10 protein-coding genes and 1 pseudogene are annotated in these 14,377 nt (G+C 75.5%); 7 read left to right on the top strand and 4 right to left on the bottom strand.

Features of this window, described 5'->3' with window-relative positions:
• The 3 genes and pseudogenes from G9H72_RS20905 to G9H72_RS04135 all read left to right on the top strand — a co-directional run.
• Positions 1–891 (top strand): annotated as a pseudogene (locus tag G9H72_RS20905) (hypothetical protein); the annotation flags it as partial.
• An 81-nt stretch (positions 892–972) separates the two neighbouring features.
• The gene (locus tag G9H72_RS04140; protein WP_166167960.1) at positions 973–1,518 is read left to right on the top strand and encodes an ATP-binding protein; all 546 of its coding nucleotides are present in this window, start codon (positions 973–975) and stop codon (positions 1,516–1,518) included.
• Positions 1,519–1,969: 451 nt separating this feature from the next.
• Complete coding sequence (locus G9H72_RS04135; protein ID WP_166167957.1) at positions 1,970–3,517, top strand: MFS transporter; 1,548 nt, start codon at positions 1,970–1,972, stop codon at positions 3,515–3,517.
• A 214-nt stretch (positions 3,518–3,731) separates the two neighbouring features.
• Here the strand turns inward: G9H72_RS04135 and G9H72_RS04130 are convergent, their stop codons facing one another.
• The gene (locus tag G9H72_RS04130; protein ID WP_166167954.1) at positions 3,732–5,369 is read right to left on the bottom strand and encodes an ABC-F family ATP-binding cassette domain-containing protein; all 1,638 of its coding nucleotides are present in this window, start codon (positions 5,367–5,369) and stop codon (positions 3,732–3,734) included.
• A gap of 28 nt (positions 5,370–5,397) precedes the next feature.
• Between G9H72_RS04130 and G9H72_RS04125 the strand changes: the two genes are divergently transcribed.
• Complete coding sequence (locus G9H72_RS04125) at positions 5,398–5,880, top strand: heme-degrading domain-containing protein (protein WP_166167951.1); 483 nt, start codon at positions 5,398–5,400, stop codon at positions 5,878–5,880.
• Positions 5,881–5,990: 110 nt separating this feature from the next.
• On the opposite strand, the gene G9H72_RS04120 is transcribed toward G9H72_RS04125, so the two are convergent.
• A complete protein-coding gene (locus tag G9H72_RS04120; protein ID WP_166167948.1) occupies positions 5,991–8,147 on the bottom strand; it encodes an MMPL family transporter in 2,157 nt (718 codons plus the stop codon).
• A gap of 188 nt (positions 8,148–8,335) precedes the next feature.
• On the opposite strand from G9H72_RS04120, the gene G9H72_RS04115 reads away from it, so the two are divergent.
• The gene (locus G9H72_RS04115) at positions 8,336–9,325 is read left to right on the top strand and encodes an aldo/keto reductase (protein ID WP_166167945.1); all 990 of its coding nucleotides are present in this window, start codon (positions 8,336–8,338) and stop codon (positions 9,323–9,325) included.
• Positions 9,326–9,339: 14 nt separating this feature from the next.
• Positions 9,340–9,981 carry a nucleoside/nucleotide kinase family protein gene (locus tag G9H72_RS04110; protein WP_166167942.1) on the top strand — a complete coding sequence of 214 codons (642 nt, stop codon included), beginning with the start codon at positions 9,340–9,342 and terminating at the stop codon, positions 9,979–9,981.
• Here G9H72_RS04110 and G9H72_RS04105 read toward each other — a convergent pair.
• Both G9H72_RS04105 and G9H72_RS04100 read right to left on the bottom strand, forming a co-directional pair.
• Positions 9,942–10,877 (bottom strand): spermidine synthase, encoded by a 936-nt coding sequence (locus G9H72_RS04105; protein ID WP_331271970.1) that lies wholly within the window; start codon positions 10,875–10,877, stop codon positions 9,942–9,944. The two genes, G9H72_RS04110 and G9H72_RS04105, sit on opposite strands and share 40 nt — an antisense overlap.
• A 173-nt stretch (positions 10,878–11,050) precedes the next feature.
• Positions 11,051–12,499 carry a DEAD/DEAH box helicase gene (locus G9H72_RS04100; RefSeq protein ID WP_166167939.1) on the bottom strand — a complete coding sequence of 483 codons (1,449 nt, stop codon included), beginning with the start codon at positions 12,497–12,499 and terminating at the stop codon, positions 11,051–11,053.
• A gap of 454 nt (positions 12,500–12,953) precedes the next feature.
• Between G9H72_RS04100 and G9H72_RS04095 the strand changes: the two genes are divergently transcribed.
• Positions 12,954–14,291 (top strand): MFS transporter, encoded by a 1,338-nt coding sequence (locus G9H72_RS04095; RefSeq protein ID WP_331271969.1) that lies wholly within the window; start codon positions 12,954–12,956, stop codon positions 14,289–14,291.
• Positions 14,292–14,377 lie beyond the last annotated feature (86 nt).

Here is a 14,377-nt window from a genome sequence, read left to right as displayed (position 1 = left end):
ACCGGCAGCAAGCCCGACACCGGCAGCAAGCCCGACACCGGTGCCAAGCCCGACACCGGTGCCAAGCCCGCTGACCGGGCCCCCGAGGCCAAGGCGCCGGACAAGCAGCCGGCCGACACCGCGGACGGGCGCAAGCCCCTCACGACGGCGGGCACCGGGTCCGGCATCTCGACGACGGGCACGGGCTCGGCGAGCACGGGCAGCGCATCCACGCCGGCCACGGGCACGTCGACGCCGGCGGCGGCCTTCCCCGGCACCGCAGCCTCCGCCACCGCTGCTTCCGCAGCGATTCCCGACGGCGGCACGACCGCGGGCAGCGTGACCAAGCGCGTCGTCGCCGACCGGCCGGGCGAGCGGCAGGGGGCCCGGCAGGGCCCCGGGCTGCTGGGGCGGGGGCTCGAGGGGTCTGGAAGCACCGAGATGCCCTGGCGCCCGCCGCCCGACCCCTGCCTGCCCACTCCACCGGGTCAGGTCGTCACCGCCGTCGGCGAGGGCGTACCGGTGACTCCGGCCGTCCGTGCGGCGAGCCAGAGGCAACAGGCGTCGCCCGGTGTCGACGCCCCCGACCAGCGGCCGCCAGCGAGCCTCGACGTGCCCGACGAGCGGGGCAAGCCCGCGCCTCCGCTCGGATCCTCGGCCCCTTCGGCGCCGACTCCCGCGACGCCGGCTCCGGCGGCTCCGGCCGGAGCCCCTGGCGCAGCCGCGCTCGGCGGCTCCGGCAACTGCTCCGGCCCGGGCGGCGGCGGCTACAGCAACTGGGGTGCCACCCCCGCCGTGCTGCAGGGCGACGTCGTCGTCATCGAGCCGTCCGCCGTGTCCGCCCGGCGGCTCTCGGCGGCCTCGGTCCGCCTCGCGCGCTACAGCGTCGTCCCGGCGGTCCCACCCGCATAACCCGGCCCTCCCGCCGCAGCCGCGCGCGCCGCTCGACCGAGCGCGCAGCGGCCCGTCTCTTGACCCTGGGAGGGCAGTTCGATGATCGATTGGAAGAAGCGGGCGCCGCGGGCGCTCCCCTTCGTCAGCGCCGACGCCGCACGCGGCATCCTGCCGCTCGAGCGGATGGCGACGAGCACGGTCGCGGACCACGGGCCCGGGCCGGCCTCGGCCCCGCTCGCCCCCACCGGTGCCGGCGGCACGGCGTGGGGGAGCCGCGAGATCCGCACGATGCGGGTGCTCGCCACCGTCCATGCCCCTGCCCAGGCACGCCAGCGCGTCGACGCCGCCCTCGTCGAGTGGGGCTACGACGCCCGTCGCCGGGCGGACGTCGTGCTCGTCGTGAGCGAGCTCGTCAGCGACGCCGTGCGCTACCCGTTGGCCGGTCACATCGACGTCCGACTCGACTGGCACCGGGGAGCAGTCGAGTTGACGGTCACCGATGCGTGCCCGGCCCCGCCGCTCTGCACCGAGCAGCGCAGCGGCGGCGGGATGCTCGCGCGGGTGGTGCTCGACGAGTGCAGCGCGCGCTGGTCCTGGTCCGTCTCGCCGCTCGGCCGGACGGTCTCGGCCTCCTTCGCGTGCTGACGGGGCGTCCGGCACGCCGGGAGGGGACGTGCCGGACGCCCGAGGAGAACCGGCCCCGCCCGCCCTTCCGGCGGGCGGGGCCAGGTGCCGGCGACGCGGCCGGGTGACGCAACCGGTGCCTACGGCCCCGGACCACGCGACGGCTGCCAGCGCCGCAGGGCCCGGTCGCAGGGCGACGTGACCGCCACCGGCTCAGCTGGCGGACGGCGTCCGCCCTGGTGTCGCGCTCGACGGAATGCGCCGCGACGAGTGGCAGCGATCGACCGCCCGGGCCTTCGCCGCGATCGCTGTGCCGCTCGTGGCTCCCCCGGCCTGCGGCAGTTCTTCGACCGCGAGCTGCTCGTTGGCGGCGTGAAGGGCGAAGGTGGACGCGCCCGCAGGCCTGGCCGGGCACGCAGCCAGGATGGGGCGTCACAGCCCACGCCCAGAGCACCGCGCCGGAGAGGAACCGATGAGCACTGCGCCCAGGACCGACGAGCACGACGGGCCGGGGGCGGGAGCCGCGCCCGGTCGTTCCCGCCGGCCGCGCGCCTGGCTCCCGGTCGTCGTCCTGACCGCTGCGCACCTGCTGGCCGTGCTGTCCGCGACCGCGGTGACGGTCGCCCTCGGCGAGGTGGCCGTGGACATCGACGTCGACGACGCCGGCCTCTCGTGGGCGCTCGGTGCCTACCTGGTGCCGTTCGCGGCGTTGCTGCTCGTCGCGGGCCGGGCCGGGGACCTGCTCGGGCGACGCCGAGCCCTGCTCGGCGGCCTGGCGCTCCTCGCCCTGGCCGCTCTCGCGGGCGCGCTCGCCCAGAGCCAGGAGCAGTTGCTGCTCGCCCGCGCAGTGCAGGGCACCGCGGCGGCCGCGGTGTCGGCGTCGGCCCTGGCCCTGCTGACCGTGGCCGTGCCGGTCGGGCGTGCCCGCCTCGCCGGGATCGGCGCCTTCGCCGCCGCGACGGCAGCGGGCGCCGCGATCGGACTGGCGGCCGGCGGGGCGGTCGCCGAGCGGGACTGGCGCTTGACCCTCCTCCTGCCTGTCGTGCTCGGCGTGGCCCTCGCCGTCGCCGTGCGGCTGGCGGTCGAGGAGCCCGCCTCGCAGCACGGACGGCTCGACGTGCCGGGCGCGGTGACTGGGACACTCGCGCTGCTCGGCATCGGCTACGGGCTGGCCGAGGCGTACGCCGACGGCTGGGGGAGCGCGGGGACGATCGTGCCCCTGGTCCTGGGGGTCCTGCTCCTGCTGGTCTTCGTGGGCGTCGAGAGCCGCAGCCCCGACCCGCTGCTCGCGGTGCGCGTGCTCGCCTCGCGTGCCCGCATGGTCGCCTACGCCGTGCTGCTCGCCATCGGTGGCTCCGGGTTCGCCGCGGCGTACGTCGTCGCGCTCTACGTGCAGCGGGTCCTGGGCTACGACGCGGGCAGGACGGCCGCGGCCTTCCTGCCGTTCGTCGCGGCCGTTCTCGTCGCGGCCCTCGTCGCGGTGGCCCTCGCCCCGCGGGTCCCGCCGCGGGCGCTCGTCGTCGCGGGCGGCATCCTCGCCGCGGGCGGGCTGATGGGGCTGGCCCAGCTGTCGGTCGACTCCGCGTACGCCCCCGACGTGCTGCTGCCGATGCTGGCCCTCGCGGCCGGCCTCGGGCTGGCTCTCGTCCCGGCGGTGCTCGCCGCCCTCGCAGGCACCGGCCGGGACGATGCGGGCATGGCGGCCGCCGCGCTGACGACCGCGTCCCAGACGGGCGTCCTGCTCGGCCTGGCGGTGCTGACGTCCGCCTCGACGTCGGCCTTCACCGACCGGATGCGCGAGATCGGGGACACCCTGCAGCAGCAGGTGGAGAGCGGGCAGTTGACGGCGGACCAGGCGGACGTGCTGACGATCGGGCTCCCGGTCTACGGGCTGACGAGCGGCTACACCCAGGCGTTCGCAGTCGGCGCGCTGCTCGTGGTGGCCGCGACGTTCCTCGCGCTGCTGCTCGACACCCGCAAGGGGGAGCTGGGCCTGCAGGTGCCCTCATCGGTTGATTGATGCAGGAATCCCGCTTCCGGCGCTAGTGCGGGCCGGGACTGGATGACGGCCGGTCCGCAGACGGGGGATGCAGCGGACCGGCCATCTGCTGACGAGGATAGGTGCTGCGCTCCCTTCTAGGAAAGGGCCGAGTGCACCGAGCGGCACCCGCACCGGTGTACTACGCCGATCGGGCTATCGAGCGCGTGCATCCTGTCCTCTCAGCTCCGTGCCCTCACAGCTCCGTGACCTTGCCGTTCGCGACGTGCCATCGCCGGGTGGTGGAGACGGCGTCGAGCATCCGCCGGTCATGCGTCACCAGAAGCAGAGTTCCCGGATAGGCATCGAGTGCCGACTCGAGCTGCTCGATGGCCGGCAGGTCGAGGTGGTTGGTCGGCTCGTCCAGGACCAGCAGGTTGACCCCGCGCGCCTGCAGCAGCGCGAGGCCCGCGCGCGTCCGCTCGCCGGGGGAGAGCGTCGCGCAGGGACGCAGCGCGATGTCGCCGCGCAACCCGAACTTCGCGAGCAGCGTGCGGGTGGGCTCCGGGGCGAGGTCCGGCGCTGCCGCCGTGAAGGCGTCGACGAGCGGCTCGGGCCCACCGAAGAGCGCGCGCGCCTGGTCGACCTCCCCGACCACGACGCCCGGGCCGAGGGCGGCGGTTCCCTCGTCCAGCGGCAGCCGGCCGAGCAGCGCCGCCAGCAGCGTCGTCTTGCCCGACCCGTTGGCCCCGGTGATGGCGACCCGGTCGGCCCAGTCGACCTGCAGGTCGGCCGGCCCGAAGACGAACGACCCGCGCCGTACGACGGCGCCGCGCAACGACGCGACGACCGCGCCCGAGCGCGGGGCGACGGCGATCGTCATCCGCAGCTCCCACTCCTTGCGGGGCTCCTCGACGGCCTCCAGCCGTTCGATCGCACGGTCGGTCTGGCGGGCCTTCGCCGCCTGCTTCTCACTCGTCTCGCCGCGGAAGTGCTTGATGTGCTTGTCGTTGTCGGACGCCTTGCGCCGCGCGTTGCGCACGCCCTTGTCCATCCACGCCCGCTGCATGCGAGCCCGCGCCTCGAGCCCGGCGCGGGTGTCGGCGTACTCGTCGTAGGCGTCCCTCGCGTGCTGGCGCGCGATCGCCCGCTCCTCCAGGTAGGAGGCGTAGCCCCCGCCGAAGACGTTGACCTGACGCTGGGCGAGGTCGAGCTCGACCACCCGGTTCACGACCCGGGCCAGGAACTCGCGGTCGTGGCTGACGAGCACCGTGCCCGCGCGCAGGCCCGTGACGAAGCGCTCGAGCCGGTCGAGCCCGTCCAGGTCCAGGTCGTTGGTCGGCTCGTCGAGCAGGAAGACGTCGTAGCGGCTGAGCAGCAGCGAGGCCAGCCCCGCCCGCGCCGCCTGCCCGCCGGACAGGGCGGTCATGGGGGTCTCGAGGTCGATGGCGAGGCCGAGGTCGGACGCGACGCCCTCGGCCCGCTCGTCGAGGTCGGCGCCGCCGAGCCCCAGCCACCGCTCCAGTGCCAGGGCGTACGCGTCGTCGGCGCCGGGCTCCTCCCGGCCCAGCGCCTCCGCCGCGGCGTCCATGGCGGCGGTGGCCGCGGTGACACCGGTACGCCGGCCGAGGAAGGCGTGCACGGTCTCCCCGGCACGCCGTTCCGGCTCCTGCGGCAGGTGCCCGACCGCGGCGTGCGGGGGAGTCAGGCCCACGGTGCCCTGCTCGGCGGGGAGCAGCCCGGCCAGGATGCGCAGCAGCGTGGACTTGCCCGCCCCGTTGGCTCCCACCAGGCCGACGACGTCGCCGGGCGCGACCACCAGGTCGAGGCCGGAGAAGAGGACGCGGTCCCCGTGGCCGGCGGCGAGGTCCTTGGCGACGAGGGTTGCGCTCACGCCCGGCAGGGTCGCATATCGTGCGGCCGTGCCTACGACCGGGAACTTCACCCCCGAGCAGCTGCTGGAGCACGAGCGAGAGCTGGTGCTCCCGTCGTTGTCCAACGACGACGCGCTCGATCTCGGGCTGACCGTGCTGCGGCTCGCCCGCGAGCGCGCGCTGCCCGTGCTCGTCGAGGTTCGCCGCTGGCCGCAGGTGCTCTTCCGCGCTGCGCTGCCCGGCGTCGTGCCCGACAACGACGTGTGGGTCGACAACAAGGCGCGCGTGGTGCAGCGGTTCGGGCACTCGACCCTGCACGAGCGGGTGCGGCACGAGACGGCGGGCACGACCTTCGCCGTCAAGACCGGCCTGCCGGAGAGCGAGTACGCCGCTCACGGCGGCGGCTTCCCGCTGGCGGTCGAGGGCACCGGCGTCGTCGGCGTGCTGCTCGTCTCGGGGCTGCCGCAGGTCGAGGACCACGCGCTCGCCGTCGAGGCGCTGCGCGAGTTCCTCGCCGCTCGCCGCGGCTGAGCGGGGCGCGACGTGCGCCGCGACGGGGGCACGTCCGCCGCGGCAGGACGCGGAGGGCGTGCCCTTCGCGCGGCGGACGTGCCTCTCGGGCCGACGTCGCACGCCGGCGGTCACACGAGCGCGGCCCGGTCCTCGTCGGCAGGTCGACGCTGACCCGGCAGGAGCACGCCGCCCTCGTGCACGTCGCTGGGCGGCAGGACACGGTCGAGCCAGGTGGGCAGCCACCAGTTGCGGCTGCCGAGCAGCACCATCGTCGCCGGGACCAGGACGAGCCGCACCAGCGTGGCGTCGACCAGGATCGCGACCGCCATCCCGACGCCCATCATCTTGATCGACAGGGTCGGCGTCGCGGCGAACGCGACGAAGACGGCGATCATGATCGCGGCGGCCGAGCTGATCACGCGGCCCGTGCTGGAGAGCCCCTCCACGACGCTGCGGGCCGAGTCACCGGTCCGGGCGAACTCCTCGCGCACCCGGCTGAGCAGGAAGACCTCGTAGTCCATGCTCAGGCCGAACAGGATCGCGAACATGAACACCGGGACGAAGGCGTTCACCGGGACGGGGCCGTCCAGGCCCAGGAACGACTGGCCCCAGCCCCACTGGAAGAGCGCGACGATCGCCCCGAACGCTGCCCCCACCGACAGCAGGTTCATGAGCGCAGCCTTCAGCGGCGCGACGACGGAGCGGAACACCAGCACCAGCAGCAGGAACGCGGCACCGACGACGGCCCCGATCACGAGGGGCAGCCTGTCCTGCAGGCGCTGGTTGAAGTCCATGAACGCGGCCGTCGACCCGCCCACGGCCACCGCGTCCGAGCCGACCGAGGCGCGCAGCCGCGACACGAGCGCGTCCGTGGCGTCGTCCTGCGGCCCCGTGCTCGGGGTGACGGTGAGGATCGCGGTGTCGCCCGCGGGGTTGCGCAGGACGGGCGAGACGGCGACCACCCCGGGCGCCGCCGCCACGGTGTCGCGCAGGGCGTCGGGGTCGGGGGCGTCGGCCCGGGTCAGGTCGACCGCGAGCAGCAGCGGGCCGTTCGACCCCGGGCCGAGCCCCTCGCTCACCAGGTCGTACGCGCGCCGCGCCGTGCTCGACGTGGGCTCGCTGCCGGCGTCGCTCTGTCCCAGCCGCATCGCGAGGACCGGGGCGGCGAGGATCGCCAGGAGCAGCAGGCTCGCCACGGCGTACGGCCAGGGGTGTGCGGCGGCGTGGGCGCCCCAGCGTCCGGCGAGCGGCGTCTTGTGCGAAGTCCGCTTTGCTGAAGCACCATGCGCCATCGCCCGTCGGGCCCGCCGGGACAGCACTCTGGTGCCCGCGAGGCCCAGCAGGGCCGGCAGCAGCGTCACGGCCGCGGTCATGCAGACGGCGACGCAGATGCCGGTCGCGACTCCCATCATCACGAAGTTCGGCACGCCCGACAGCGCCAGCCCGCAGATCGAGAGCAGGACGGTCGAGCCGGCGAAGACGACCGAACGGCCGGCCGTGGCGTTGGCCCGCGCCACCGACTCCACCACCGGCGTGCCGGCCAGGAGCTGCTGCCGGTGACGGGACACCACGAAGAGCGCGTAGTCGATCCCGACGCCGATCCCCACCATGGAGGCGATCATCGGCGCGATGGTGCTCACGTCCGTGAAGCGCGCGGTCAGCGTGACGAGGGCCATCCCGACCGCCAGCCCGACCCCCGCCACCGCCAGCGGCAGCCCGGCCGCGAGCAGCGACCCGAACGCCGCGAGCAGGACCACGCCGGCCAGCAGGAAGCCGACGAGCTCGGCCGCGCCCTGCTCGTACACCTGGTCGAGCACCTCGCCGCCGTACTCGGCCTGCAGCCCGGACTCGACGGCCGGTGCCGCCGCTTGCTCGAACGCCTCGGCGGTCGCGGCAGCGTCGACCCCGGTGACCGGGACGTCGAAGCGGACGTTCAGCACGGCGGTGCGCCCGTCGGCGCTGCGCAGGGCCGGCTCGACCGCCCCGACGTGCTTCACGGCTGCCAGACGTGCTGCCACCTGCGCGGCCGCCGCCTCGTCGACGGGGCCGGAACGCGAGTGCAGGACCACGCGGGCGGTCGCGCCCGCATGGTCGGGGAACTTGTCCCGTAGCAGCGAGGTGGCTCTCGTCGAGTCCGTCCCGGGGATGTCGTAGTCGTCGGTGAGCGAGCCGCCGACGGTCCCGGCGAGCCCGCCGAGCAGGGCTGCGGCCAGCAGCCAGGCACCGAGGGTGCGCCACGGGTGGCGGGCCGCGCCGTCGCCCACGCGGTGGAGAAGAGTGCTCATGGGGATCGCCCTCCAGCGAGTCCGGTCGCGCGCCGGGTCCCGGCGCGTCGCCAACGGGCCCACCGTGACGCGGTCGTCTTGGCGCACGCCTGCGACCGGCTTGAGACCCGCTTGCACTCGCCGGGTGGCCCGCGAGCCGGAGGGGGTAGACAGGGAGGCGGATACGTGGACTACCGAGAGGTGAGGGCATGCACACGCGCACGCTGGGCACGGGGAGCGCGGCGCTCGCGGTCTCCGCACAGGGCCTCGGCTGCATGGGGATGAGCGAGTTCTACGGCACCGGTGACGAGGGTGAGGCGCTCGCGACCATCCGGGCCGCGCTGGACGCCGGCGTCACGCTGCTCGACACGGCGGACATGTACGGCCCGTTCACCAACGAGCAGCTCGTGGGCAAGGCGATCGCCGGCCGCCGGGACGAGGTCGTCCTGGCGACGAAGTTCGGCAACGAGCGGCGCCCGGACGGCAGCCGGGTCGGGGTCAATGGCCGCCCCGAGTACGTCCGGCAGGCCTGCGACGCGTCGCTGCAGCGGCTGGGCGTGGACGTGATCGACCTCTACTACCAGCACCGCGTCGACCGGACGGTGCCCGTCGAGGAGACGTGGGGCGCGCTGCACGAGCTCGTCGAGGCGGGCAAGGTCCGCCGGCTCGGCATCAGTGAGGCCGCACCGGAGACGATCCGCAAGGCCCACGCCGTGCACCCCGTGACCGCGCTGCAGACCGAGTGGTCGCTGTGGACGCGCGACCCGGAGCAGAACGGCGTGCTCGACACCGTGCGCGAGCTGGGCATCGGGTTCGTCGCCTACTCCCCGCTGGGGCGCGGCTTCCTCTCGGGCACGATCCGGTCCCTGGACGACCTGGCCGAGGACGACTTCCGGCGGGCCAACCCGCGCTTCCAGGGCGAGAGCTTCGCCCGCAACCTCGAGCTGCTGGACGCGGTGAACGCCATCGCGCAGGACAAGGGCGTCACCCCCGGCCAGCTCGCCCTGGCCTGGGTCCTCGCGCAGGGGGAGGACGTCGTCCCGATCCCCGGCACGAAGCGGCGTTCTAACCTGCGGGAGAACGTGGCCGCCGACGACGTGGTGCTCAGCGCCGAGGAGCTGCGCCGCATCGACGGGGCGTTCCCGCTCGGGGCGACGGCGGGCGACCGGTACCCGGACATGTCGACGGTGCACGCCTGAGCCCAGATTCCGGCATGCGAGTCCGGCCACTTACGCCGGACGGGCTCGTCGACCACCTGAGCGGGGTGATAGCGCAGCAGCACCCCGGGGGGTACGTCCGGGTCGCGGTGGACGGCGCGCCGCCCACCGACCCCGGACGGCTCGCCGACGCGCTCGTGGGCCCGCTGCGGGCGCACGGGCGGCCGGCCCTGCGCGTGAGGGCGCAGGCCTTCCTCCGCCCCGCGTCGCTCCGCTTCGAGCACGGGCGCGAGGACCCCGATGCGTACTACGAGGACTGGCTCGACGTCTCCGGGCTGGACCGTGAGGTGCTCGCCCCGCTGGGCCCGGGCGGCAGCGGCCGCTACCTGCCTTCGCTGTGGGACCCGGTGACCGACCGGGCGACCCGGGCCGCCTACGAGCTCGCCCCGCCGGGCTCCGTCCTGTTGCTCGACGGGGCGTTGCTGCTCGGCCGATGGCTCGACCTCGACCTCACGGTGCACCTCGCGGTCCGGCCCGCGACGCTGGCCCGGCGCACGCCCGAGGAGGCGCGGTGGTCGCTGCCGGCGTACGAGCGGTACGCGGACGAGGCCGACCCCGAGTCCACCGCCGACGTGGTGGTCCGCGTCGACGACCCGCGTCACCCCGCGCTGGTCGAGCCCTCCGGCGCCCCGGGCTGATCCCCGGTGCCGTCGGTGCCGTCCGTGCCGTCCGTGACCCCCGGCTCGTCGACGTACGGCTCCGCCCCCGCGACGAAGTCGACCAGCCGCTCCTCGAAGAGCACCCGCGCCGGCGCGGCGCCCGAGGAGGTGCGCCGCAGCAGCGCCTCGATGGGCAGCGGGGCGTGCGAGGCGACGAGGACGACGTTGCCGTTGCGGCGCCCGCGCAGCACCGAGGGCTCGCTGAGGAGGGCGACGTGCGGCCACACCTGCAGGGCGCTGGCCGCCTCTCGCCGGGCGAGCGGCAGCGGCGGCCGGTCGGCCAGGTTGGCGACGTACGTCCCGCCCGGACGGAGCACCCGCGCGGCCTCGTGGAGGAACTGCACCGTCAGCAGGTGGGCGGGGACGTCGACCCCCGCGAACGCGTCGCGGATGATGACGTCGGCGCTTGCGTCCCGCTCCTTGGCGAGCCCGGCGCGTGCCTCGCGGGCCTTCGCCCGGAGCAGGGGGCCGGTGACCAGCCCGAGGACGTCGCGCGCGAGCTCGATCAGCCGGGGGTCCCGCTCCAGCACCAGCTGTCGGGAGCGCGGCCGGGTCGCGGCGACGAAGCGGGCCATCGAGCAGGCCCCGCCGCCCAGGTGGACGGTGTCCAGCGGCTCCCCGGCGGGGGCGAGGCTGTCGAGGACGCCGCCGATCCAGTGCATGTACTCGAACCCGAGCCGGGTCGGGTCATCCAGGTCGACGTAGGAGCTGGGCACCCCGTCGATGAGCAGCACCCACCCCTCGTCGACGTCCAGGTCGCGCAGCAGCTCGGCCGTCGCGCCGGTGAGCTCGTGCCGGCCGGGCTCGGGGGACACCTCGGGGCGCGTCGCCCCCACGATGCGCGGGCGCGCGGGCGGCCGGCGGTCGGGGCTCACGGGCGTCGTCCTCCTGCGCTCTGCGGTCGCTCCGGGTCGGGTGGGGTCGGCCGACACCGGCGCGGGATCGGCGTGGCGGTGCTGCCGGGCCCGGGCTCGCAGTGTGCCCTGCCCCGGCACGCGAAACGGCGGGCCCTTCCCGGAGGAAGGGCCCGCCGTCGCGTACGCGTGGGTCAGCTGTGGGCTGCGCCCGGCTCGCCGGCCGGGCGGCCGGCGCTGCGGCGCGGGCGAGCCGGGCCACGGTCCGGGCGGCCGCTCTCGGGGTGGCGGGCCCGGTCCGAGCCGCGCTCACCGCGCGGGCGGTCGTAGCCGCGGCTCTCGCTTCGGCCGCGGCCGTAGCCCGACCGGCCGGACGAGGTGCGCGGGCGCTCCTCGCGGACCGGCTCCGGAACGACGACGACCGGCTCGCCGGACTCGGCGACCGCGCGGACGGCGTCCGAGCCGGGGGAGACGTGCACCAGCTCGGCGGTCACGCCCGCCCGGCGCCAGATCTGCTCCACCGTGCGCCGCTCGCCGGGCACGAGGACCGAGAGCACCAGCCCGGAGGCGCCGGCGCGGGCCGTGCGACCGGAGCGGTGCAGGTAGTCCTTGTGGTCGTTCGGCGGGTCGACGTGGATCACGAGGTCCACGTCGTCGACGTGGATACCGCGCGCGGCCACGTCGGTCGCGACGAGCACCCGGGTGCGGCCGGCGGCGAAGGAGTCGAGCGCGCGCTGGCGGGCGTTCTGCCGCAGGTCACCGTGGATCGCCGCGGCGTCCACGCCGGCCCGGGTCAGCCGGGTGGCGAGCCGGTCGGCTCCGTGCTTGGTCCGGACGAAGAGGATGGTCCGGGCCGGCCGGGCCGCGATCTCGGTCAGGACCGCCATCTTCTCCTCGGTGTCGCGGACCACGAAACCGCGGTGGTCCATGGTGTCCACCGAGGCCTCGGCAGAGGCCACCGCGTGCAGCGCGGGGTCCTTGAGGAAGCGCTCGACGAGCGTGCTGACTGCGCCGTCGAGGGTCGCGGAGAAGAGCAGCCGCTGGCCGTCCGGGCGGGTGAGCTCGAGCAGCTTCACGACGACGGGCAGGAAGCCCAGGTCGGACATGTGGTCCGCCTCGTCGATCGCGGTGACCTCGACCTCGGCCAGCGAGCAAGCGCCGCGGTCGATCAGGTCCTGCAGTCGGCCCGGCGTGGCGACGACGAGGTCGACACCGCGCTCGAGCGCGGAGATCTGCCGGCCGATGCTGGCGCCGCCGAAGACCGCCAGGGTGCGCAGGCGGACGCCGTGGGCGAGCGGCTGCAGCGCGTCCTGGACCTGCACGGCCAGCTCGCGGGTCGGGACCAGGATGAGGCCGCGCGGGTGGCCCGGCAGCGGCCCGGAGACCTCGCGCAGCGTGGCGAGGCGGGAGAGCAGGGGCAGTCCGAACGCCAGGGTCTTGCCGGACCCGGTGCGGGCACGTCCGAGGACGTCCCGGCCCGCGGCGGCGTCGACGAAGGTGACGGCCTGGATGGGGAAGGGCTTGGTGATCTCGCGCCGCTCGAGGCCGGTGACGAGGCGCTGGTTCAGGCCCAGGGCCTGCCAGGTCGTGTCGACGTTCTCGGCGACGGGGGCGGCCGCGAAGGCCGCCTCGAGCGCGCTCACCGCGCGGGCCGAGGGGCGGGGCGCGGAGCTGCGGGGGCCGCCGGACGGGCGGCGGGTGTAGCGGGACTGGCCACTGGAGCGGCCGGAGCTGTAGCGGGACGAGCTGTGCTGCGACGTACGGATGAGAGAGCTCCCTCGAGCAGTCGTCGGCCGCCGAACCGGGCTGCGGCGCACGACGGCACGAGGAGCCGGCAGGCGTTGACGAGCTACGGGAAGCGACCCGCGGGCGAGGCCCGCGAACGGTAGGGCGGTGGCCCGTTCGGCCACCGACGGGGTCAACGATAGCCGAGGTGAACTTTCTTCCCGGCGACGACGAGGCGACCGTTCGCCGACGGGCGGGCGACAGCCGCGCGGGGGCCGGGCCGGCTGACACCGGCTGCTGACACCGGCTGACACCGGCTGACACCGGCTGACACCGCGGTCGGGGGGGCGCGGCGACGTACCATGGGCACACGTGACCGCCCCGCTCGACGCCGCTCCGCAGCCCTCGCCCGCAGCGCTCGCGCGGCGGGGCTACGTCATCTGGGGCGTCGCGGTCCTGGCCTACCTGGTCGCGGTCTTCCACCGCTCCTCGCTCGGTGTGGCGAGCATCGAGGCGTCCGACCGGCTCGGCGCCACAGCGGCGCTGCTCTCGCTGCTCTCCCTCGTGCAGCTCGCGGTCTACGCGGCGATGCAGATCCCGGTGGGCCTCCTGCTGGACCGGTTCGGCTCGCGACGGCTGATCGCCACCGGCGGCCTGCTCATGGCGCTCGGGCAGCTCGCGCTCGCCACGACGCAGTCGTTGCCTGCGGCCGTCGCGGCGCGGGCGGTCCTCGGCTGCGGTGACGCGCTCACCTTCATCAGCGTGCTGCGCCTCGTGGCCGTGTGGCTCCCGCCGAAGCGCAACCCCGTCTTCGTCCAGCTGACCGGCCAGATCGGCGCGCTCGGCGCCGTGGCCGCGTCCTATCCGCTCGTCGCCGCCCTCCACGGGCCGGGCTGGGGCGCGGCCTTCGGCACCGCGGCGCTCGTGGGAGGGGCGGTCACGCTGCTCGCGGCCCTCGTCGTCCGTGACGCGCCCACCGGCCGGGCCGTGCGCCGGGCGGAGCCGGATGGGGCCGCCGTACGCCGCCAGCTCGCCGCGTCGTGGCGCGAGCCGGGCACGCGGCTGGGCTTCTGGACCCACCTGGTGACGCAGTTCTCCGGCACGGTCTTCACGTTGCTCTGGGGCTACCCGTTCCTCGTCATCGCCGAGGACCGCTCACCGGGCACGGCCGCGGGGCTGCTCACGCTGCTCACCCTCACCAGCGTCGTCGTCGGCCCGCTGATGGGCGCGTTGATCGGCCGGCACCCCTTCCACCGCTCCTGGGTGGTGCTGGGCGTCGTCTCCTCCACGGCCCTGGCCTGGGGCCTCGTGCTCGCCTGGCCCGGCCAGGCGCCGATGGCCCTGCTCGTCCTGCTCGTGCTCGTGCTCGGCGTCAACGGCCCCGGCGCGATGATCGGCTTCGACTACGCCCGCACGTTCAACCCCATGACGCGCATGGGCAGCGCGACCGGGATCGTCAACGTGGGCGGGTTCTTCTCGGCGCTGCTCGTCATCGTCGCGGTGGGCGCGGTCGTGAGCGCCCTGTCACCCGACGGCGGCTACGGCGCGGCCGCGCTGCGCTGGGGCCTGACCGTGCAGTACGTCGTGTGGGCCGTGGGCGCGTTCCAGGTGGTGCGGCTGCGCCGGCTGGCCCGGTCCCGGCTCGCCGCGGACGACCCGGACGCGTACGCCGCGCTCCGGCGTGGCGAGGTGCGCCCGGTCCGCGCCTGACGGGCGCGGGGGAGTCCGGGCGGCACCCGGGCGAGGCCGCCGCGGGTGGACGTGTCCGGCAGGTTGCGCGGGGCTGCCGCGGCTCC

Source organism: Motilibacter aurantiacus, from assembly GCF_011250645.1.
GTDB classification, from domain to species: Bacteria; Actinomycetota; Actinomycetes; order Motilibacterales; family Motilibacteraceae; genus Motilibacter_A; species Motilibacter_A aurantiacus.
Note: the sequence above shows the minus strand (reverse complement) of the source record. Positions and strands in the feature narration are given on the sequence as shown.